Source organism: Pseudomonas sp. FSL R10-1350 (assembly GCF_009600525.1).
In the GTDB taxonomy this organism is placed as follows: domain Bacteria; phylum Pseudomonadota; class Gammaproteobacteria; order Pseudomonadales; family Pseudomonadaceae; genus Aquipseudomonas; species Aquipseudomonas helleri.
On the sequence record NZ_WIVR01000033.1, the window covers coordinates 34,094 to 54,326 of the forward strand.

General features: G+C 59.6%; 14 protein-coding genes. 4 read left to right on the forward strand and 10 right to left on the reverse strand.

The window, feature by feature from the left end:
• Position 1: 1 nt before the first annotated feature.
• Entirely contained in the window at positions 2–586 is a 585-nt protein-coding gene (locus GHO25_RS15505; protein WP_153391169.1) for an NAD(P)H-dependent oxidoreductase, read from the reverse strand.
• A 171-nt stretch (positions 587–757) separates the two neighbouring features.
• Positions 758–1,522 carry a sulfite exporter TauE/SafE family protein gene (locus tag GHO25_RS15510; RefSeq protein ID WP_153391170.1) on the reverse strand — a complete coding sequence of 255 codons (765 nt, stop codon included), beginning with the start codon at positions 1,520–1,522 and terminating at the stop codon, positions 758–760.
• 181 nt (positions 1,523–1,703) lie between these two features.
• Between GHO25_RS15510 and GHO25_RS15515 the strand changes: the two genes are divergently transcribed.
• The 3 genes from GHO25_RS15515 (at position 1,704) to GHO25_RS15525 (ending at position 4,640) form a co-directional block, all read left to right on the forward strand.
• Entirely contained in the window at positions 1,704–2,588 is an 885-nt protein-coding gene (locus GHO25_RS15515; RefSeq protein WP_153391171.1) for a LysR family transcriptional regulator, read from the forward strand.
• A 139-nt stretch (positions 2,589–2,727) separates the two neighbouring features.
• A complete protein-coding gene (locus GHO25_RS15520; RefSeq protein ID WP_048372995.1) occupies positions 2,728–4,131 on the forward strand; it encodes an amino acid permease in 1,404 nt (467 codons plus the stop codon).
• A gap of 164 nt (positions 4,132–4,295) precedes the next feature.
• Positions 4,296–4,640, forward strand: coding sequence for a cupin domain-containing protein (locus GHO25_RS15525; protein ID WP_019410498.1), 345 nt, complete (start codon positions 4,296–4,298; stop codon positions 4,638–4,640).
• A 53-nt stretch (positions 4,641–4,693) separates the two neighbouring features.
• Here the strand turns inward: GHO25_RS15525 and mmsB are convergent, their stop codons facing one another.
• Positions 4,694–5,581, reverse strand: coding sequence for a 3-hydroxyisobutyrate dehydrogenase (gene mmsB, locus GHO25_RS15530; protein WP_153330092.1), 888 nt, complete (start codon positions 5,579–5,581; stop codon positions 4,694–4,696).
• Positions 5,582–5,591: 10 nt separating this feature from the next.
• Positions 5,592–7,106, reverse strand: a complete 1,515-nt coding sequence (locus tag GHO25_RS15535; RefSeq protein WP_153330090.1) for a CoA-acylating methylmalonate-semialdehyde dehydrogenase — start codon at positions 7,104–7,106, stop codon at positions 5,592–5,594.
• Positions 7,107–7,235: 129 nt separating this feature from the next.
• Here GHO25_RS15535 and GHO25_RS15540 point away from each other — a divergent pair, with 129 nt between their 5' ends.
• Positions 7,236–8,186, forward strand: a complete 951-nt coding sequence (locus tag GHO25_RS15540; RefSeq protein ID WP_048373003.1) for a LysR family transcriptional regulator — start codon at positions 7,236–7,238, stop codon at positions 8,184–8,186.
• Positions 8,187–8,310: 124 nt separating this feature from the next.
• Here GHO25_RS15540 and GHO25_RS15545 read toward each other — a convergent pair whose 3' ends face one another.
• The 6 genes from GHO25_RS15545 to recC form a co-directional block, all read right to left on the reverse strand.
• Positions 8,311–8,817: an OmpA family protein gene (locus tag GHO25_RS15545; RefSeq protein WP_048373004.1), complete on the reverse strand. Its 507-nt coding sequence runs from the start codon at positions 8,815–8,817 to the stop codon at positions 8,311–8,313.
• Between the two features lie 5 nt (positions 8,818–8,822).
• Positions 8,823–10,094, reverse strand: coding sequence for a diguanylate cyclase domain-containing protein (locus GHO25_RS15550; RefSeq protein WP_048373006.1), 1,272 nt, complete (start codon positions 10,092–10,094; stop codon positions 8,823–8,825).
• Positions 10,091–10,666, reverse strand: a complete 576-nt coding sequence (locus tag GHO25_RS15555) for a YfiR family protein (protein WP_153391172.1) — start codon at positions 10,664–10,666, stop codon at positions 10,091–10,093. The genes GHO25_RS15550 and GHO25_RS15555 overlap by 4 nt, the downstream gene beginning before the upstream one ends.
• Before the next feature lie 115 nt (positions 10,667–10,781).
• On the reverse strand, positions 10,782–12,866 hold the full coding sequence (recD, locus tag GHO25_RS15560) for an exodeoxyribonuclease V subunit alpha (protein WP_153391173.1): 2,085 nt from the start codon (positions 12,864–12,866) through the stop codon (positions 10,782–10,784).
• Positions 12,863–16,552 carry an exodeoxyribonuclease V subunit beta gene (gene recB / locus GHO25_RS15565; RefSeq protein ID WP_153391174.1) on the reverse strand — a complete coding sequence of 1,230 codons (3,690 nt, stop codon included), beginning with the start codon at positions 16,550–16,552 and terminating at the stop codon, positions 12,863–12,865. Before recB ends, recD begins: the two co-directional genes overlap by 4 nt.
• Entirely contained in the window at positions 16,552–20,001 is a 3,450-nt protein-coding gene (gene recC, locus GHO25_RS15570; protein ID WP_153391175.1) for an exodeoxyribonuclease V subunit gamma, read from the reverse strand. Before recC ends, recB begins: the two co-directional genes overlap by 1 nt.
• Positions 20,002–20,233 lie beyond the last annotated feature (232 nt).

The following is a 20,233-nucleotide window of genomic DNA, read 5'->3' on the forward strand; positions in this document are numbered from 1 at the left end:
GTTACAAGCCGAAGACTTCGGTCAAGTGTTGCTGGTAACGCGCCGCGTCAACGTCCGGTTGCGGGCGTTTCATGACGTCGACACACAGAAAGGTCGGCAAGCCGGTCATGCCCAAAAACTGGTTGGCTTTGTGGAACGGAAAGTACACCGCGTCCACGCCCTTGCCTTCAAAGAAGTCGGCCGGGTCTTCAAACGCTTGCTGCGGAGCGTTCCAGGTCAGCGACAGCATGTACTGTTTGCCTTGGATCAAGCCACCGCTGCCATAACGCTGCGACGCGTCGGAACGGGTGCGACCATCACTGGCGTAGAGCTTGCCATGCCCCTGGGTGAAGACTTCGTCGATGTATTTTTTGACGATCCACGGCGCGCCCATCCACCAGCCCGGCATTTGGTAAATAACCACGTCGGCCCACAGGTATTTTTCGACTTCTTCGGCCACGTCGTAGCCTTCGTCGATGTGGGTGACTTTGACTTCAAAACCCTGACGATCAAAAAAGGCCAGCGCGGTGTCGTGCAGGGTCAGGTTGTAGCGGCCATCAGAGTGGGCGAATTTTTTAGCGCCATTGAGTAACAGAATTTTTTTCATGAGCAGCCTCTTCAGGAGTTAACCCTCAGCGCTGTTGAGCGGCACGGGGGTCTTAAAGGATTAAAACGTAGGGCCACGATATAGAGCCCTGCCTTTGGGAAAAACCCGCGCTAAAGCAAATTACCTTTGCGTGCAGATCACGAATAGCTATTAGATTGTTGCAAACCCGCTTTAGCCGCTGATCAATAAATGAGCACCCAACACCGCCATGCCGACAAAGAACACGCGCTTGAACAACGCGGCGCTGATGCGTTGACGCAAACATTGCCCCAGCCACATGCCCAGCATCGCGGGCAACAGCGCCAGCACCGAGGCATTCAGTTCGCCACCGCCCAACGCGCCCCGCCAATAAAGTCCGGCCGCCAGGGCCAGGGTCGAGACGCTGAAAGACAAGCCCAAGGCCTGGACCAATTGGTTTTTGTTCAAGCTCAGGGCTTGCAAGTACGGCACGGCAGGAATCACAAAAACGCCGGTGGCCGAGGTGATGATGCCTGTGATCAACCCGCAGACCGGTCCCGCCCAGCGCTCGGCAGACGCCGGCACGTGCAGGGCTGGTAGAAACAGCCCGACCAGGGCGTACAGCAACAAAGCCGCGCCCAGTGCGCGCACGGCCCAACCGCCACTGTCGACGCTCAGCCATAGCACGCCCAGACCGGTGCCCAGCAAGATGCCCACTTGCATGGGCCACAAGCGTTTGATCAGCTCGCGCAGTTGCCCGCCGGCCACCAGTTGCCAGGTGTTGGTAACGATGGAAGGGATGATCAGCAACGCCGCAGCCTGCGCCGGAGCGATAGCCAGGCCGAGCATGCCCATGGCGACGGTGGGCAAGCCCAGGCCAATCATGCCTTTGACCGTGCCCGCCAGCAGAAAAGTCATCATAACCAGCAGTGATAAGGCCCAGCCCAAATGTTGGTAGTACGCGATTAATGTATTCATGTGGCCATGCTGGGGGATGGCGCAAGGTTTGAAAATGCGTCATACATTGAGCCAGGCTCTTGTTTAGACATAGGCAGAAAAATCCCCCCTGTAGGAGCGAGCTTGCCTCGCGATCTTTTTAAAAGATCAAAAGATCGCGAGCAAGCTCGCTCCTACAGTTGAATTGAGGCGTACTCGGAATATGCATTTCGACCTGATTGATCTGCGCTTGTATTTGAATGTGGTGCAGGCGGGCAATATTACGGCGGGCGCCAGCCTCAGCCATTTGTCGCTGGCCGCTGCGAGTGCGCGCATTCGTGCCATGGAGGCCGCGTTTGGGGTTGAGTGTTTGCAGCGCAGCCGCCGGGGTGTCAGCCCGACACCCGCCGGGCAAGCCCTGGCGCAACATGCCCGGCTGTTGCTGCAACAGGTCGAGCGCGTGCATCACGACATGGCCGAGTACGCCCAAGGCTTTAAAGGCCAGGTGCGCCTGCTGTGCAATACCGCCGCCCTCACGGAGTACCTGCCGGAGTTGCTGGCCGATTTTGTGCACCAGCACCCGGCCATCAGTGTCGACCTGCAAGAACTCACCAGCCTGCGCATTACCCACGCCTTGCGCCAGAACGCCGCCGACATTGGCGTGGTGTCCAGCGCGGTGGATACCCACGACCTGTACACCCGGCCTTTTCGCGACGACCCGCTGGTACTGGTGATCCCGCAGGACCACCCGCTGGCCCAAGAACCCGCGCTGACGTTTGCAGACACCCTGAGCCATGATTATGTCGGGCTGTCGGCCAATAGCGCGCTGGCGGTGTATCTGGAGGAACAAGCGCTGCATGCAGGCACGCGCATGCAGGTGCGGATCCGCGCAGAAGGGTTTGACGGTGTGGTGCGCATGGTGGCTCGGGGAGCCGGGCTGGGCATTGTGCCCAAGGCCACGATTGAACGCTGGCAAGCGCCGCCCACATTCAGCGTTTTACCCCTGAGCGAGCCGTGGGCGGCGCGCAAATTGTTACTGTGCGCCCGTTCGTTTGAACAATTACCGGCCTATGCCCGGGCCTTGTTTGAGGCGTTATCGACGAATTAAATCTGTAAGAAATCTCCCAGAGACGCCTTCGCCTGTATGCCTGAATTTTTACCAAGAGTAATATCCCCGGCTTGCTGGCACCCAAGGCATCCGGGTGATGGCATCAACACACTGAATACACCAACCAACAGGGCAACCGATGGCTGACGCTAACTCCCCCCCGGTCACACTCAAACGCGGCTTGAAAAACCGCCATATTCAGCTGATTGCCTTGGGCGGCGCGATCGGTACGGGGCTGTTTCTGGGCTCGGCAGGCGTGCTCAAGTCGGCGGGACCGTCGATGATTCTCGGCTATGCAATTGCCGGTTTTATCGCCTTTCTGATCATGCGCCAACTGGGCGAAATGATCGTTGAAGAGCCAGTGGCGGGATCGTTCAGCCACTTTGCGCACAAGTACTGGGGCGGTTACGCGGGCTTCCTGGCGGGCTGGAACTACTGGGTGCTGTACGTACTGGTGGGCATGGCCGAGCTGACGGCCGTCGGCAAATACATCCAGTTCTGGTGGCCCGAGGTGCCGACGTGGGTCAGCGCCGTGGTGTTCTTTGTGCTGGTCAACCTGATCAACACGCTGAACGTCAAAGTCTTCGGCGAGATGGAGTTCTGGTTCGCGATCATCAAGGTGGTAGCGATTCTCGGCATGATCGTGCTCGGTTGCTACCTGCTGTTCAGCGGCGCCGGTGGCCCGCAAGCGTCGATCAGTAACCTGTGGAGCCACGGCGGATTCTTCCCCAATGGCGGCACCGGGCTGCTGATGGCCATGGCGTTCATCATGTTCTCCTTTGGCGGCCTTGAGTTGGTGGGTATCACCGCCGCCGAAGCCAGCGAGCCGAAAAAAGTCATCCCCAAAGCCATCAACCAGGTGGTGTACCGGATTCTGATTTTCTACGTGGGCGCACTCACCGTGCTGTTGGCGCTGTACCCGTGGGATCAGTTGCTGGTCACGCTGGGCGCCGGTGGTGATGCCTACGGCAGTAGCCCGTTTGTGCAGATTTTTGCTTTGATCGGCAGCGACACCGCCGCGCAGATCCTTAACTTTGTGGTACTGACCGCCGCGCTGTCGGTGTACAACAGCGGCGTGTACTGCAACAGCCGCATGCTGTTTGGCCTGGCCGAACAGGGTGATGCGCCGAAAGTGCTGATGAAGCTGACCAAAAATGGCGTGCCATTGCGGGCGCTGGGCGTGTCGGCGCTGGTGACGTTGTTGTGTGTGGTGGTCAACTACGTGGCGCCGCACAAAGCGCTGGAGCTGCTGTTTGCACTGGTGGTTGCCTCGCTGATGATCAACTGGGCGCTGATCAGCCTCACCCACATCAAGTTCCGCAAGGCGATGGCCCAGCGTGGTGTGGAGCCTGGCTTCAAAGCGTTCTGGTCGCCGTTCAGCAACATGCTGTGTCTGGCGTTTATGGCGGTGATCGTCTCGGTAATCTGGATGATCCCCGACGTTCGCCCTTCGGTGTATGCGATGCCAGTGTGGCTGCTGATCATTTACGTGTTCTACCGCGTGCGCCTGCGCATGGGCAAAACGCTGGTTAACCGCCACTAATCCCGACGCGCAATTAAAAAGCCCCGGCACTTGCCCTCAAGTGCCGGGGCTTTTGCGTATCTGGGGGTGCGTATTCGGGCCGCTGAGTGTCGGAACCAGGCATCTGCTAACGCGCAAGGCCCGTTAGGGTGAGGTTTGTGTATCACACCCTCAACGGAGTTCTTATGTCTGCGCCGATTACCGTACTTCGCGACACGCATCCTTTGCCCGTGCTGGATGCCTGCAAATGGGAAAAGCTCGAAGGCGACCCGCATACCGTCAACCTCAATGCCTACACCAGCGAGGACGGCGACAAAATAATGGGCACGTGGATCTGCACGCCCGGCAAGTGGTACGTGGAGTATGTGAAGTGGGAATACTGCGATTTTCGTGAAGGCTATTGCATCATCACCCCGGAGGGCAAAGAGCCGATCCATCTGCGGGCCGGTGACATTTTTGTGATTGAGCCGGGGATGAAAGGCACGTGGGAAGTGGTTGAAACCGTGCGCAAGTATTTCGTTTTTGCCTGATCGCATCCGGTAAAACCCAGGGAATCCGCCCGACGCGGACTCCCTGGAAAACCCTATTCGGGTTTGCGGTAACCGTTGATGATGGCCGAGAAGTCTTTACCACCCTCTCCGCGCAGGCTCATGGCTTGATACAACTGTTGCGCCACAGCGCCCAGCACCACCGGCTGATGCGCCTGACGCGCGGCCTCAGTGGCCAGCCCCAGATCCTTGAGCATCAGTTCGGCGCCAAAACCACCGGTGTAGCCGCGTGATGCCGGTGCCGTCTCAACAATGCCCGGCCACGGGTTGTACACCTCGGAACTCCAGCAGCGCCCGGTGGAGCTGTTGATCACCCCCGCCAGTACTTGGCTGTCGATGCCCAATGCCGCGCCCAACGCCATGGCTTCGCTGACCGCGATCATCGAGATCCCGAGCACCAGGTTGTTGCAGATCTTGGCCACTTGGCCGGTGCCCACTTCACCACAATGGACGATGTTGCGGCCCATTTGCGACAGCACCGGGTGCAGCGTGTCGAACAACGCTTTGTTGGCGCCGACCATAAAGGTCAGGGTGCCCGCTTGCGCGCCGCCGGTGCCGCCGGACACCGGGGCATCCGCCATGTGCACGCCCTGCTTGGCGGCTGCGGCAGCAACGTCGCGCACGGTTTGCGGGTCGATGGTGCTGCAATCCACCGCAGGCACGCCTTCGGTGATACCGGCCAATACGCCGTCTTCACCCAGCCACACGCTGCGTACATGGGCCGCCGCTGGCAGCATGGTAATCACCAACTCAGCGCCCTGCGCGGCTTCACGTGGCGAGGCGCTAATGTGCCCGCCCTGCGCCGCCAGTTCAGCGAGGATGTCTTTGTTGAGGTCAAACAGGTTTAACGAATGCCCGGCCTTGAGCAGGTTGCGGGCCATGGGCGCGCCCATGTTGCCGAGGCCAATAAATGCAATGTTCATGGTCGTGCCCTCAACGAAGATTGATGGTGGTGTTGACGCCATCATTCACGCTGTCATCGTCGAACCAGCGGCTGGTGACCGTCTTGGTTTGAGTATAGAACTGCACCACTTGCTTGCCGTACGGGCCCAGATCGCCGAGTTTGGAGCCGCGCGAGCCAGTGAAGCTGAAGATCGGCACCGGCACCGGGATCGGAATGTTGATGCCGACCTGGCCCACGTCGATTTCGCTCTGGAACTTGCGCGCCGCCGCACCGCTTTGGGTAAACAGGCCGGTGCCGTTGCCGAACGGGTTGGCGTTGACCAGAGCAATGGCCTGGTCGAGGGTATCGACTTCGAGCACCACCAGCACCGGGCCAAAGATCTCCTGAGTGTAGATTTGCATGTCGGTAGTCACGCCCGAGAACAGGGTCGGGCCGACAAAGTTGCCGTCTTCAAAGCCCGGCACGCTGATGTTGCGACCATCGAGTTCCAGTACCGCACCTTCTTTGACCCCACTTTCGATCAGCCCCAGGATGCGTTCTTTCGCACGCTTGGAAATCACCGGGCCGACATCCGTACCCGGCTCGCTGCCCGCGTTGACCTTGAGGTTTTGCGCCAGCGCCTTGAGGTCAGGCAGCCATTGTTTGGCCGCGCCCACCAGCACCACCACCGAGGTGGCCATGCAGCGTTGGCCGGCCGCCCCAAAACCGGCGCCGACCAGTGCATTGAGGGTTTGCTGACGGTTGGCGTCCGGCAGTACCACGGCGTGGTTTTTCGCGCCCATCATCGACTGCACACGCTTGCCGTGCTTGCCGGCCAGGTCATAGACGTGAGTGCCGACGGCGGTTGAGCCGACAAACGACACGGCTTTGATGTCGGTGTGGGTGCAGAGCGCGTCTACCACCGCTTTGCCGCCGTGCACCACGTTGAGCACACCCGGCGGCACGCCCGCTTCCAGCGCCAGCTCGACCAGCATCAGTGTCGACAGCGGGTCTTGCTCGGAAGGTTTGAGAACAAAGGTGTTACCGCAGGCAATGGCCATCGGGAACATCCACAGCGGGATCATGGCTGGGAAGTTGAAAGGGGTAATGCCCGCACACACGCCGATAGGTTGGCGCAGGGTGTAGGTATCGACGCCGCCTGCAACGTTTTCTGCGAATTCGCCCATTTGCAAGGTGCCGATGGAGCACGCGTGTTCGACCACTTCCAAGCCACGGAAAATATCGCCCTCGGCGTCGGCAATGGTTTTGCCTTGTTCAGCACTGAGGACGGTGGCGATGCGTTTGGAGTGTTCGCGGATCAGCGCCTGCAACTTGAGCATGATGCGCATCCGCGCGCCGATGGGCGTGAGCTTCCAGGTCTGGAAAGCGCGTTGCGCGGCCGCAATGGCGGCGTTGACTTCATCAGGGGTGGCAAACGGTACTTTGGCCAGCACTTGCTGAGTGGCCGGGTTAACGATGTCGTGCCACTCGGTGGTCTGCGACTCGACCCATTCGCCATCAATCAGCAGGCGGGCATTTTGGTACGGGGTGGTAGAAACGTTCATGGAAGTCTCCGAATTTATTTTTATGAGCCCGTAAACGACAGGGGCGGGCGTCCAGATTGGTCGCAGGACTGTTTTTGGAGTATAGGTGTGCGTTCTTCTAATAAGAACGCACATAAAAGCCGGTCAAACATGCAAAAAAACATCACATCGTTAAGCGCATTGAACTGGGACGACCTGAAGTTTTTTCTCGAGGTAGCCCGAACCCGCAAGGCCAGCAGCGCGGCCAAGCGCCTGGCCGTGGACTACACGACGGTGTCACGGCGCATCAGCTCGCTGGAAGCCGCCCTGGGCACGTTGCTGTTCGAAAAGTCGCGCACCAATGGCTTTACGCTGACCAGCGAAGGCCAGCGTTTGCTGGGTTATGCCGAGTCTATTGAAAGCACGCTGCACATGGCCTGCGAGCAAGTGTCCGGCTCTGGCGTGGCGTTATCGGGGCACGTGCGCATGGGCTGCACCGAGGGTTTCGGGAGCTTTTTCATCACCCCGCAACTCAGCCATTTTGTCGATACCTACCCGGCCATCTCGGTGGATATCCTGCCGCTGCCGCACTTCATCAGCCTGTCCAAGCGTGAGGCGGATATCGTGATTGCGCTGGAGCGCCCGGAACACGGGCCTTATGTGTGCTGCAAACTGTGCGACTACCGTTTGCAGTTGTACGCCACCCAGGACTACCTGGACCAGCACCCGCCCATTCGCCGGGCTGCCGACTTGGCCGAGCATCCGTTTATCAGCTACGTCGACGATCTGGCATTCAGTTCCGAGTTGCTGTACCTGGCCAACGTACTGCCTGGCGCCAGCGCTAACTTGCGCAGCACCAGCGTGATCGCGCAGTACGTGGCGGCGCAGCAAGGGCGCTCGCTGGCGATTTTGCCGTGCTTTCTGGCGGCGCAAGACCCGCGTTTATTGCCGGTGCTGCCCGATGAAATCAACCTGACACGGCAGTTCTGGATGTACTGCCGGGAGGATCTGCGCAAGTTGAAACGGATCACGCTGCTGTGGGATTACATCCGCAACGTGACGGAGCTGAATGCGCCGCTGCTGCTTGGGGAGACGCGGGCGTTGAGATTTGCGGAGTCTTGACTGGCTCTTGATTTAAAAGCCCTCCCTCACCCTAGCCCTCTCCCGAAGGAGAGGGAACCGATTGGGGGATGCTGTCGATTATCGGTGGCCTGTTGCTGTCGTAGACGGGTGTTCCAACGGGGGGCTAGTCGGCAATGACGATGATCGAGACGCGGCGGTTTTCGGTGCGTCCGGCGCGAGTTTTGTTGGAGGCCACGGGGGCGCTGCTGCCCAATCCACGGGTCTGGATGTTTTCAGGCTGCATGCCGACTTTGGTCAGTGCCTTGACCACGCTGCTGGCACGGCGCACTGACAGTTGTTGGTTGTAGGACTCTTGCCCCGAAGAGTCAGTGTGCCCGTCTACCCGCACGCGCGGGATGTCGGCGCCCAGCAAAGCACGGCCAATGCGCTCAACGACTTGCTGGCTTTGCGGGTTGAGGGCATCCAGGTCACTGCCAAACAGCACCTTGCCCGACAGGTCAAACGCCCAGCCTTCGTCGGTCAGTTGGAAACCTTGTTCCTTCAACACGGCGATCTGCGCGGCACTCAGGCCTTTTTGCGGGGCGGCGGTCTGGCAGCCGGTCAAGACCAGCACGGCCATTAACCAGACAACGCCGAACAGTTGTTGGTAGCGACGAGTGACTGTATGCATGGGGGTTAAGCTCCTGGTAATAGCGGGGTTGGCGAGTACTCCGACTCGGCAAGATGTTGTCCGCCCCGGGCGAGGCGTTTGGCTTGGTACATCGCCGCATCCGCTGCGCAGAGCAGCAAGTCCGGGGTTGCACCGTGTTCGGGATAAACGGCGATGCCGATGCTGAGCGAGGTCACGATGCTGATGTGACCGGGCAACTCGACCGGCTCCTGCATGCTGGCAATAATCTTGTCGGCGATGCGCTGGGCGTCTTCAACGTGATACAGCGGCGCCAGGAGGATGGCGAATTCGTCACCGCCAAAACGCGCGACCACGTCGTCTTCGCGCAATTGCGCGCGCACGCGGGTGGCCACGGCGACCAGGACGGCATCACCGGCGGCATGGCCGTAGGTGTCATTGATGTTTTTGAAGCGGTCGCTGTCGAGAAACAGCACGGCGACTTTATCGTTGGCCGGGTTGGTCGAGCGCAGGGTTCGCGCCAGCCGCGCAGCAAAGTAGGCGCGATTGGGCAGATTGGTGAGCGAGTCATGGCTGGCCTTATGCGCCAGCGCCTGATTTTCGCTTTTCAGGTGGCTTTGCCAAGACTCCAACTCGTCCAGCAATGCATTGAAGTCATTGCCCAGGCTGTCCATTTCAGCAATCTGCGCAGAGGGCACGCGGCGGTTGAAAGCTCGTTCACTGCGTGCAGCGTGGGCCACTTCAGCCAGTTTGTGCAAAGGCCCGGTGATGCCATTGAGCAAGCGCCGCGACAAGTACAGCGCACTCCAGGCGCTGAGTGCGGTACAGACGATGACGCCAAACAATCCGCTGAGCAAAAAGCGCAACACATTGGCACCGTGCCCGCTGACGATAACCGCCCCTACCTGCTTGCCCTGATGCTCAATCGGCACGCTAATCGGCTGTTCGAGCAAACCATTGGCCAAGAGCATTTCGACCCGCGACAGAAAGCCGCTTTCCGGACGGCGCCAGTAGGCCAGCAACTCACCCTCGACGTTGTAGATTTTGGCTTCGGCCACGGCTTCGGTGGACGCGATCATGGCCAGCGCTTCGGACGCAGCCGTTTTGTCATCAAACACCACGGCGGCCTCGACGGTGTAGTTGATGGCCCGCGCAATCAAATGCAGGTTGTGATCGGCGTACACCTTAAGCGCAAGGATGCCCAACAGCGTCAATGAAAGGCTGGCCAGCACCACGGCGACCAAGGCCACGCTCAAATGCCCACGACGCAACACCGAGCGCAACCTGCGACGGTTACGAGAACGCTTGATCAGGCTCATGGCTGTTCGACCCGACGGCGTGACAGTTGCAACACGCTGGGGTGAATACGCACGCCGCTGCGGGCAACCGAGTCGAGGTTCACTTCAAACGCTACTTGATCATCGCGCACGTTCAGGCAAAACAAACTGCCGACCGTGCACTGGCTAACCTCTTCACTGATGCTCAGCACGGCTTGGCCAGCCAGGATGTCGAACACGTAGGTGCGCTCTTCTGTGCTTAATTTGCCCAGATAGACGGAGTGACAGGCGGTGGCAATTGCCGGATTGTTCGCCAGCAAACGAGTGACATGCACCGGCCTGCCGCTGGATTGAGTCGTACCTTTGAGTAAGTCGTCGGTGAATTCGGTAGGACCGATCACGCACAGTTCCAACTGGGCGGGCTCGGCAGGCCAACGCGCATAACTGAGGATGCCGAGCACCACTTGGGTCACAGCCTTGGCGCGCTGATCCGCCAGATTAACGGAAGCGTCAGGTTGGGCCAGGCAGGGAGTGCTGAACAGCAACAGGCAAAGAGAAAGGCATCGCAGCCACCCTCCAAAACGCTGCTCTGTCGATGAGACAGCCACATCCATGCAGGAAATCTCTGTATTCATTCCAAGAATAATGTCGAAACGATACCACAGCCCGTCTAGGGGCTGTGATACCGGTCGCCTTATTGCCGGCTCAGTTCGTCCCTTTTCAGGGCGCTCACCCCAAGCCCAACATCAGGCCACTCAGGCGTTTGACCTTGCGCTGCACAGCCTCTTCGAAGACCCCGGCACGAGGTTCAACCAGGCTGAACCAGTGTTTGGCACGGGTGATCCCGGTGTAGATCAGCTCTTTGGTCAGCACGGGGTTAAGCGCTTCGGGGAGTACCAGCGCGGTGTGCGAAAACTCAGAGCCTTGGGATTTGTGCACGGTCATGGCGTACACGGTTTCCACATCATTCAGACGGCTTGGCAGCACAAAGCGGATGCCGCCCTGCCCGTCATTGCGCGCAAAGGCCACGCGCAAGACGTGGCGTTGGCTCTGGCCGTCCTGCTCGGGCAGTTTGAGGGCAATACCAATGTCGCCGTTCATCAGCCCCAGGCCGTAGTCGTTACGGGTCATCAGCACCGGCCGCCCCTCGTACCAATGCTGGTCGCTGTCAATCAGCTTGCGAGCGAACAAGGCTCGGGTAATTCGCTCGTTCAGGCCTTCAACACCCCACGGCCCTTTACGCACGGCGCACAGCACCTGAAACGCTTCGAAGGCTTCCAGCACTTTGCCGGCCCACGCGGCCCAGCAGGGGTCTTCAAGGCCAGCCGCCGCGAGCGGACGCTGATCGCGCAGAACCTCAAGATAATGCCGATAGCCTTTGGCCTCTGCCCCTAGGCCTTCCAGCGCCAGACGCTCGAAGGCCCGGTCTTGCTCGCCCTTGAGCGCCAAGGCAAAGAGGTCGGGGTAAGTACCCGCCGTCAACAGCGCCCGAGCTTCTTGCGGCAGTTGCTGGTTGACCCGGCGCGACAGTTGGCCGATGCCGCTGCCTTCACCGAAGCGCCGCGAATGGCGCAGCATGACCACCTGCTGAGCCAGCGGGTGAGTGCCGTCGAGGTCTTGTTGCAAGCCGCTGGCGGCAAGGTTTTCACCGCTGACGCGCTCCAGCCACTCACGGGTGTGCGGGGTGTACCAGCCCGCTTCGGCATCGCGGCACAAATCGCCCAATACCGCACCCGCCTCGACCGAGGCCAACTGGTCCTTGTCACCCAGAAGCACCAGTCGGGCATGTTCGGGTAATGCGTCCAGCAGGTTGGCCATCATTTCAAGGTCTATCATCGAGGCTTCATCGACGACCAATACGTCCAGCGGCAGGCGATTGCCAGCGTGATGCCGAAAATGCCGCGTACCGGGGCGGCTGCCCAGCAAGCGGTGAACGGTGGTGACATCACTGGGGATTTTTTGCCGAACCTTGTCGTCCACTTCCAACGATTTAACTTGCAGGCTGATGGACTCGGTCAAGCGCGCAGCCGCTTTGCCCGTGGGCGCTGCCAGGCGAATTCGCAAGGGAGCGCCCGCTTCAACCGCCGGGGCCTGGAGAAGCGCCAGTAAACGCACCACGGTGGTGGTTTTGCCGGTACCCGGGCCGCCTGTGACGATGCTGAAGGCACCGCGTGTGGCCAACGCGCAGGCCAGTTTTTGCCAGTCAATCGGCGCATTGCCCTGCGCAGCACCGAAAAGCCCATTCAGCCGCGCAGGCAAATCGGCCGGCGTGGGTTCGGAAGATGAAAGACGCTGGCGCAATGCGCTGTCGATTCGTCGCTCATAGGCCCAATAGCGGCGTAGGTACAGACGACGTTCGCAGAGCACCAAAGGGCGGCTCGACGAGTCGGCCGATGGCTCGCCCGCCTGCTCAACCAACGCGCTGTTCTGTAGGGCTTTGCACCAAGTATCGCCATCCAGCGCCTCAAGCAGTTGCGAGGGCAACAACATGGCACCGGTTTGCGGGTCGCCTTCGGGCGGCAATGACAGCGCGAAGTCCGGTTGTTTAAGGGTTTCAAACAGGTCGAGGCAGACGTGGCCGTGGCCCAACTGGTGACTGGTCAGGGCCGCGGCCAACAGCACCAATGGGTCGCCCTGAGGGTCGCGTTCATGCAAAAACGCAACAAAGGCTTTGTCCAGTGCGCGCAGCCAGCCGCGCTCAACCCAACGCTCAAGCAACAGCAGCAAATCGGCGGCGTGTTTCAAGGGCTGGAGTTGGGCCAGGCTTTCGGCCGTTAGTGGCGTGGGCAACAGTTCGGCAAACGAACGACTCATAACAACACTCCCTGTTCCCACGCCGGTTCAGCGGGTTTGAGCTGCGGTTTGCCCTGGAACAGCAAGTCCAGGCTTTCGATCAATTGTTTGGGTGGTCGGGCAAAAAACACCCCTTGGCTTTGCGAGCGCGTGCCACGCAAGAACAGGTACAGCGCGCCGCCCATGTGCTGGTCGTAGTCGTAATCCGCCAGGCGGGCCTTGAGTTGACGGTGCAGGGCCAGCAGGTACAAGACGTATTGCAGGTCGTAGCGGTTGTCCAGAATCGAGGTGTTCATCGCCTGTTCGGTGTAGGCCGAATCGTCGTCACCCAGCCAATTGGATTTGTAGTCCGCCACGTAGTACCGGCCTTCGTGTTCGAATGTCAGGTCGATAAAGCCTTTGAACATGCCATTGAGCAGGCTCGGCTCAGCAGGCGCTCGCGCCGCGCCGCCGTGGGTGTGTTCGCGCACGAGCTGGTCCAGTTGCAAGACATCGACTTTGTGGCTGGCGAACCAGAATTCCATTTCGATTTGATACTGGTTCAGTCCACTCAGTACCACAGCAGGTTGGCCGTTATTCAGACGCAACCGCTCATGCTGCAGATGCTGCAACCAGTCGCTCAGGGTGTCGATCCAGCCTTGCCAGCCGCGTCGGTTACAGCGCCGGGCTACGGCGTCTTTGACGGTGTCGGCATCGGCGTTGAAGCCTTCACTGCCCGCCCATTCCAGCAAGCCGTGAAGGAAGGTCCCGGGATTTGGCCCACGCGGGAATCGGTGGATATCGCCACCGCTGAGTAACACATCACGCGGTGCGTCCGGGTCCAGTCGTTCATCGTCCGAGAGTTTTTGCGCCAGGGCGCTGTCCGGGGCTTCGGCAGGGCTGAGGCTGTCACCAATGCGCAATGCGCTGTAGGACGCAATCCACCAGTTTTCTGCCGCACGGCGCGTCGGCACCAACGGTTTGAGCAAGGTGGCCTGATTGAGCGGTGGGTAAAAACGGTCATCATTGACGGCTGGAACGGGGCCGTACTGGATCGCCGTGCAATCTTGCTGCAAATCAGCCAGCCAGCGTTCCAACGCCGTGGACTCGGCCAACAGCGCACCACCGCCCAGCAGGTAGCCCAAAGCTGAAAGGTGCAGGACCGAACGATTGTTGTTGCCGCGTTTAAGATCGGCAACGCCCAGCCAGCAAGCATACTCGGCACGCGTCAGCGCCACGTAAAGCAAGCGTAGGTCTTCGGCCAGACGCTCGTCATCCGCTTGAGTGATCAGCTCGGGCGTCGGCTTCAGGCTGACGTGAGCGTTGCCCTGCGCATCGTGGTAATGCAGCGGTAAACGGCTGCCATCCACAGGTTTGGTCGAGCAGATAAACGGCAAAAATACCAAGGGGTATTGCAGGCCTTTGGATTTGTGGATGGTCACCACTTTGACCAACTGTTCATCGCTTTCAAGGCGCAGGATTTGTTCTTCGCCCGCTTGCCCGGACAAGGCCAGGTGTTCGGCCAAATGCCGGATCAAGGCTTGCTCGCCATCCAGTTCCGCAGCGGCTTGCTGCAACAGTTCCGACAGGTGCAACAGGTTGGTCAGCACGCGCTCACCGTCCGGGCGGGCGATCAAGGCCTGAGGTAATTCAAAGTCATGCAACAGGCGGCGCAACATGGCGAGTACACCTTGTTTACGCCAGGTTTCGCGGTAGCCCCGGAACTGCATGACGCGCCGCTCCCAGGCCAGCTCGTCCTGGTTCAGGCGTTCGAGTTCGATCAGCGGTAAGTCCAGGGTGATGCAGGCCAGAGCGGCGCGTAGCGGGCGCTCAACGTCCGGCTCGGCGCAGGCTTTGAGCCAGGCCAAGACATCGTAGGCTTCCTGCGCGGCGTAGACCGAATCCTTATCCGACAGGTAAACGCTGCGTACACCCCGTGCTGATAATTCTCGCCGTACGGCCTGAGCTTCCTTACCGTCGCGGACCAAAATGGCAATGTCAGCGGGCAATAGACCTTTTAAGGTCTGGCCTTCTCTGGCGAAGCCACAGCGACCTTGTTGCCCGCCATTGAGCAACTCGACGATTTGGCTGGCACACACCGCCGCTAGTTGCTGGCGATACACGATGCCCGAGACGGGCTGCTCGGATGGCAATTGCCAAAATGTTAAAGGCGTGATGGGCTGGCCATCCAGTTGCAACGTGTCTTTGCGCCCCGAGGATTTAACCGGAGCAAAAGGTACCGGGTTTTCAGCGCCGTCACGGAACAAAAAAGCGCCGCGCCCGGTGTCTCGCTGCTCGGCCCGCTCAAAGACCAGGTTGACCGCTTCGACCATGGCATGACTGGAGCGAAAGTTGGTGTCCAGCGTATGCAGCCGGCCACTGGTGGCCTGACGGGCGCGCAAGTAGGTGTAGATGTCCGCGCCACGGAAGGCATAAATCGCCTGTTTGGGGTCGCCGATCAGGAACAAGCCCGTTTCCGGGGTGTTGTCTTCGATGCGGTAGATCGTTTCGAAGATGCGGTACTGCACCGGGTCGGTGTCCTGGAACTCATCGATCAACGCGACAGGGAATTGCTCGCGGATCAAGGTCGCCAATCGCTCACCGGCCTCAGCCTGCAGTGCGGCATCGAGCCTGAGCAGCATGTCATCAAAGCCCATCTCGGCACGGCGGCGCTTTTCTGCTTCAAAGCGTGCGCTCACCCAGCGGGCTGCGTGCTCCAGCACGGCAGCATCAGGGCTGGGCAATGCATCCAGCGCTGTTTTCAGCCCGGCCATGGCGTCCAGCCCAGGGTGATGAGGGGGTTCGCCCTTCCAGGCTTCGGCCATGCCGTCTGGTGTCAGGCGGGTAAAGCCGGTGCCCAGATCAAGTTGCTCTTGGGACTCGTCAGACGCCCACGCGCTGAGCTTTTCAAACCAGGGTTCGAAGTAACGCGCTTGCATTTTCCGACCGTCAACGGCTTTGGCGGCCACGCCTTGCAGGCAGATATCGCGTAGCTCTTGAGCCCATTGCAACCACGGGGTTTTGAGCTGTGACAGCGCCTGACGACGCTCTTGCAAGCAGGCTTCAATGATCTCAGCCGGGGTTTGTTCTGCATTTGCAGTAGGACGAGAGCTGCCAAACAAGGCGCGAACACGTGGCATTAAAGCGCCAGGGCCGCCCCAGTTAGCCCGTACCCAGTTCAGCGCGTCACCGTGCATGGGGTAGCAGAACAGTCGCCAGTAATCGCGCAGCACTTCGCCGAGCAAATCGCTATGGTCGGTTTCGAGGGTTTGGGTGAACAGGCTGCCACTGTCGAAGGCGTGCTCGCGCAGCATGCGTTGGCACCAACTGTGGATCGTTGAAACGGCAGCTTCATCCATCCATTGCGCAGCGATGTCGAGGCGGCCAGCGCAGGCGGCCCACTGCTCAGGCGGGAACTCGTCGCGCAGTTGTTCAACCAGCGCATCCGGGGCCTTGATTTCGTCACGGAAGAACCGCGCCGCTTCAGCGAGCCGAGTGCGGATGCGATCACGTAGCTCTTTGGTGGCGGCGTCGGTGAAGGTCACTACCAAAATTTGCGGGGGCAATAACTCACGACCAAACCCGGTCTCGGCGCCGCCATGGCCCAAGATCAGGCGCAGGTAGAGGGCCGAGATGGTGAAGGTTTTGCCGGTCCCGGCGCTGGCTTCGATCAGTTGGCTGCCACGTAGGGGAAAAGCCAACGCTAAAGGTACTTTTTGCTCGCTCATTAGCGGGACTCCTCGCTGTTTAATGAGCGCCAAGGCGCATCAAAGAGTGGGCGATAGAGTGCATCGCACCAGTCTTCAAATTCACCGTCGGCCATCAATGCGGCGTAATCGGGGAACTGGCGCGCCAGTGCTGCACTTTCACGGCGCTCGCCGTCGCTGGTTTGACCGTCACCTTCGTAGGCTTTTTGCGCGGCGGCATCGGCCTTGGCCGGATCGCTTTGGGCCAGCCAGGCGAACGCCGTTTTTACTGCAACGGGCAGCGGACGGCCCATGCCGACCTTCCAGGCCATGAGTAAATTACCCAGAATATCGCGGGCCTGGTCGGGGCTTAGCGGGGCGAGCAGCAAGGTGTCATCACTGGCAACCAGGGCAGTGGACATGTCCAGGCCACTGGCGCAAGCCACCAGGTGTTTGCCCCATGAGCGCGTCAGACGATGCCATTTGCGCGTTTTAATCGCCCCAATGCTGTTAGGAATCGTGGTGATGGACAGTAGGCCGTTGTCACTGCGTTGATGCAGATTGCTCAGCCACCCTTCCAGTATCAGCCCGTGACCTTCAAAACTCACCGGCAGCGCGCTATTGAGCGGAGTTGGCCACAAAGCCAGAAGCTGTTGGTAGCGCTGCAAAACATCGGGGAGTGGCTCAATCAGTTCGTGTTGCAGGCACTCACCAAAGCCTGCCATCGGTAACAAACCGCTGCCTTGCAGGCGTCGGGCGCGGTGCTCTAAAGCCTGTTCCGGCTGATCTGGCTGAGCGAGGGCCGCTTCAAGCAGGCTGTCGCTGAGGGTGTAACGCTGCAGCGCGTCGAGCACGAAAGGTTCTTCATCTTCCAGCGGTACTTCAGCCGCTTCAAAGAAGACTTTCAGACGCTGACTAAAGAAGTGGCGCACAGGGTTTCGCAAGAAGTCCTGCAACTGAGTAAGGTTTAAAGGCTCATCCTGCGCGTGGGCCGCGAGTGTTCCGGGCAGCGCTGGCGCAGCCTGCGGTTCGTGCAGTTGTTGCCATTCACGGGCATAGCTGAACAGGCGAGGATCACCTTCGTGAAAGTAACGCGTGCTGAAGGGCTGCAGCGGGTGCTCTTGAGTCATGGCTTCAAGCAGGTCATGGCCCGCTTGAAGGTGCCAGCCACTGGCAAGGTGATCGCGCAATTGGCCAATCAAAACGCAGGCCGGACGCTCGCTGTTGTCGCGAATACTGCGCCCTACCCAACTGATATAAAGCTGCTCGCGGGCAGACAACAGCGCCTCAAGCAGTAGGTAGCGGTCATCCTCACGGCGGGAACGATCGCCTGGGCGATAGTCACTGCCCATCAAGTCGAAGTCCAGCGGCGGCTGCGCACGTGGGTAGTCACCATCATTCATCCCAAGCAGGCAGACGAGTTTGAAGGGGATCGCACGCATCGGCATAAGGGTGCAAAAGTTGACGGCCCCGGCGAGAAAGCGCTGAGACAACTTGCCTTGGTCAAGGCCCGCCAACCAGGCTTCACGTACCACGGTTAACGGTAACTCGTCTTGCAGGCCAACCAGTTCACAGGTTTCGAGCCAGGTCTCACGCAGCTCCTCGAGCTGGGCCAGCAAGTAGTCGTCGTGCTCGGTTTCGGCCAGGAAGAACAACTGCATCAACGCTTGCAGGCGCTCGCCCCATTGCTGCGGTAATGCCGGTTGCGACAGTTCTTGGTGGGCGATTTCCAGAGCATCAAGCAGGGCCACCAACGGGCCGATCAATACCGCATCCAGGCCGCCGATTTCATCGTAAGGCTCAATACCATCGCAGGCTTCACCACTGCCGACGGCATAACCCAGCAGCATGCGGCGCAAGCCGAACCGCCAACTGTTTTGCTCCAGGTCAGTCGGCAAGCCGAGACCTGCACGCTGCTGTGCATTGAGCCCCCAGCGAATGCCTGCGCCTTCGATCCAACGGTGCAGCGTCGGTAAATCACGCTCTTGCACGTTGAAGCGGGCCCGCAAGGCCGGAACGTCCAGCAGGTCAAGAATTTCGCTGACCGGGAAACGGCTGTCAGGCAATTTGAGCAGGTGCTCAATGGCAATCAGCAGCGGGTCACGGCCGCGCTGACCTTGGTCGGCCAGGGTGTAGGGGATGAAGCGACGGTCGTCGCGCTCGATCTGACCAAACACGGCGCGGATATGCGGAGCGTAGCTGTCGATGTCCGGCACCATCACGATCACATCGCGCGGTTGCAGGTCCGGGTTGTCGCTAAATCGCTTTAGTAACTGGTCGTGAAGGATCTCGACTTCTCGTTGCGCACTATGGGCAATGTGGAAGCGGATGGAGTGATCTGTTTCTAAATCGACTGAGGGCCATAACTCGCGGGTTTCGTTAAGGGGGCGCAACTCAAGAATGTCGTCTTGCAGTTGATTGAGCAGGTTGCGTGGCTCAACTTCACTAAACAGGTCGATGCGACCATCACGAAACGCACTGCGATAGCTGTTGGGATCGTCGTAGCTATCGAGCAAGTTAATGTAGTCGCGACCTTGTTTACCCCACGCAGCAAGCAGTGGATGCGCGTGTTGGTGAAGGATGTCGAGATCCAGCGCTGTGGGCATCCCGGCTTTGCGTGCTTGGCGTTTGTACTGATGGCGTAGCAGATCTTTGTCCGCAACGATGTCAGACCAATGGTGGCGACAAGGATTGTGCACACACAACAGGACTTGGCTAAAACGTGCGAGCCCTGCCAAGGCTTCCAGCGCTTGAGCGGGCAGTGACGAAATGCCGAAAACGATCACCCGTGAAGGCAGGCCGGGCGGTGCTTGTTCGAGGCTGTTTATCTTCTCGATAAAACGTTGGTGAACCCCGGCACGGCTTTGCGACATGCCTTCCTCGCCAACGTCGAGCAGCAAGGCTCGCCATAGTTCGGCTTGCCAGCAGTTGGCAGGGCTTAAGGCTGGGCTTTCACCTCGGGCATTGCGTAATTGATGGCGACCGGCGGCCCAGTCTTCCAGCCAGTCTGCGCGATAAACCTGATATTGGTCGAACAGATCGGCCAAGCGTTCTGACAGTTGATAGCGTTTACGCAGATCGGTGTCGTGAGTCAGAAAGCGCTGTAAGGGCTCGAAGTGCGGCTGATCGATAAGGGCCGGGAGCAAACGCATAAGACGCCACGTCAGGGGCGCTTTATCGAGCAGCGATTTGGCGGGGATTTCCTCGCTGCCTAGTACCATCCGATACAACTGCCACATGAAACTGCCGGGCAGTTGCACGTCTACTGCCGCCGCAATACCGCAGCCGCCCAGATCATCATCTTGAGCATCTTCAGCCAGAGCCAGCTTTAGCCATTGGGCGATACCGTTGCTCTGCACCAGAGCAATTTCGTTCTCCAGAGGCGCCAAGGGGTAAAGGCGCATCCAGCTCACGACCAGGCTGCGTAACTCATCAAGGCGGTTACCGTGGACCACCATAAAACCTGCATTGAGAGACGTAGTAACCGGCATGACGGCATCCTTAGGAGAAAGCAAAATCCAAAGGCGAACCTTAACATTGCTCGGGGGAATTGGCGCATTGCAAGCTGCAAGCTGTGAGCTGTGAGCTGTGAGCTGCAAGCTGTGAGCTGTGAGCTGTGAGCTGTGAGCTGCAAGGTAAGCGGTCAGGCATCCCGTCTTGCGCAACTAAGCCGGTTGCCATCGATGCGGCAACAACTCCCCAATCTCACTCGCCCGCTGCGTC

Excerpts from the sequence above, each read along its gene's own strand:
- GHO25_RS15555 (WP_153391172.1), bottom strand. The coding sequence starts at position 10,666 with ATGGATGTGGCTGTCTCATCGACAGAGCAGCGTTTTGGAGGGTGGCTG.
- recD (WP_153391173.1), bottom strand. The coding sequence starts at position 12,866 with ATGAGTCGTTCGTTTGCCGAACTGTTGCCCACGCCACTAACGGCCGAA.
- GHO25_RS15525 (WP_019410498.1), top strand. The coding sequence starts at position 4,296 with ATGTCTGCGCCGATTACCGTACTTCGCGACACGCATCCTTTGCCCGTG.
- GHO25_RS15540 (WP_048373003.1), top strand. The coding sequence starts at position 7,236 with ATGCAAAAAAACATCACATCGTTAAGCGCATTGAACTGGGACGACCTG.
- GHO25_RS15510 (WP_153391170.1), bottom strand. The coding sequence starts at position 1,522 with ATGAATACATTAATCGCGTACTACCAACATTTGGGCTGGGCCTTATCA.
- mmsB (WP_153330092.1), bottom strand. The coding sequence starts at position 5,581 with ATGAACATTGCATTTATTGGCCTCGGCAACATGGGCGCGCCCATGGCC.
- GHO25_RS15545 (WP_048373004.1), bottom strand. The coding sequence starts at position 8,817 with ATGCATACAGTCACTCGTCGCTACCAACAACTGTTCGGCGTTGTCTGG.
- GHO25_RS15505 (WP_153391169.1), bottom strand. The coding sequence starts at position 586 with ATGAAAAAAATTCTGTTACTCAATGGCGCTAAAAAATTCGCCCACTCT.
- GHO25_RS15550 (WP_048373006.1), bottom strand. The coding sequence starts at position 10,094 with ATGAGCCTGATCAAGCGTTCTCGTAACCGTCGCAGGTTGCGCTCGGTG.
- GHO25_RS15535 (WP_153330090.1), bottom strand. The coding sequence starts at position 7,106 with ATGAACGTTTCTACCACCCCGTACCAAAATGCCCGCCTGCTGATTGAT.
- recB (WP_153391174.1), bottom strand. The coding sequence starts at position 16,552 with ATGAGCGAGCAAAAAGTACCTTTAGCGTTGGCTTTTCCCCTACGTGGC.
- GHO25_RS15515 (WP_153391171.1), top strand. The coding sequence starts at position 1,704 with ATGCATTTCGACCTGATTGATCTGCGCTTGTATTTGAATGTGGTGCAG.
- GHO25_RS15520 (WP_048372995.1), top strand. The coding sequence starts at position 2,728 with ATGGCTGACGCTAACTCCCCCCCGGTCACACTCAAACGCGGCTTGAAA.
- recC (WP_153391175.1), bottom strand. The coding sequence starts at position 20,001 with ATGCCGGTTACTACGTCTCTCAATGCAGGTTTTATGGTGGTCCACGGT.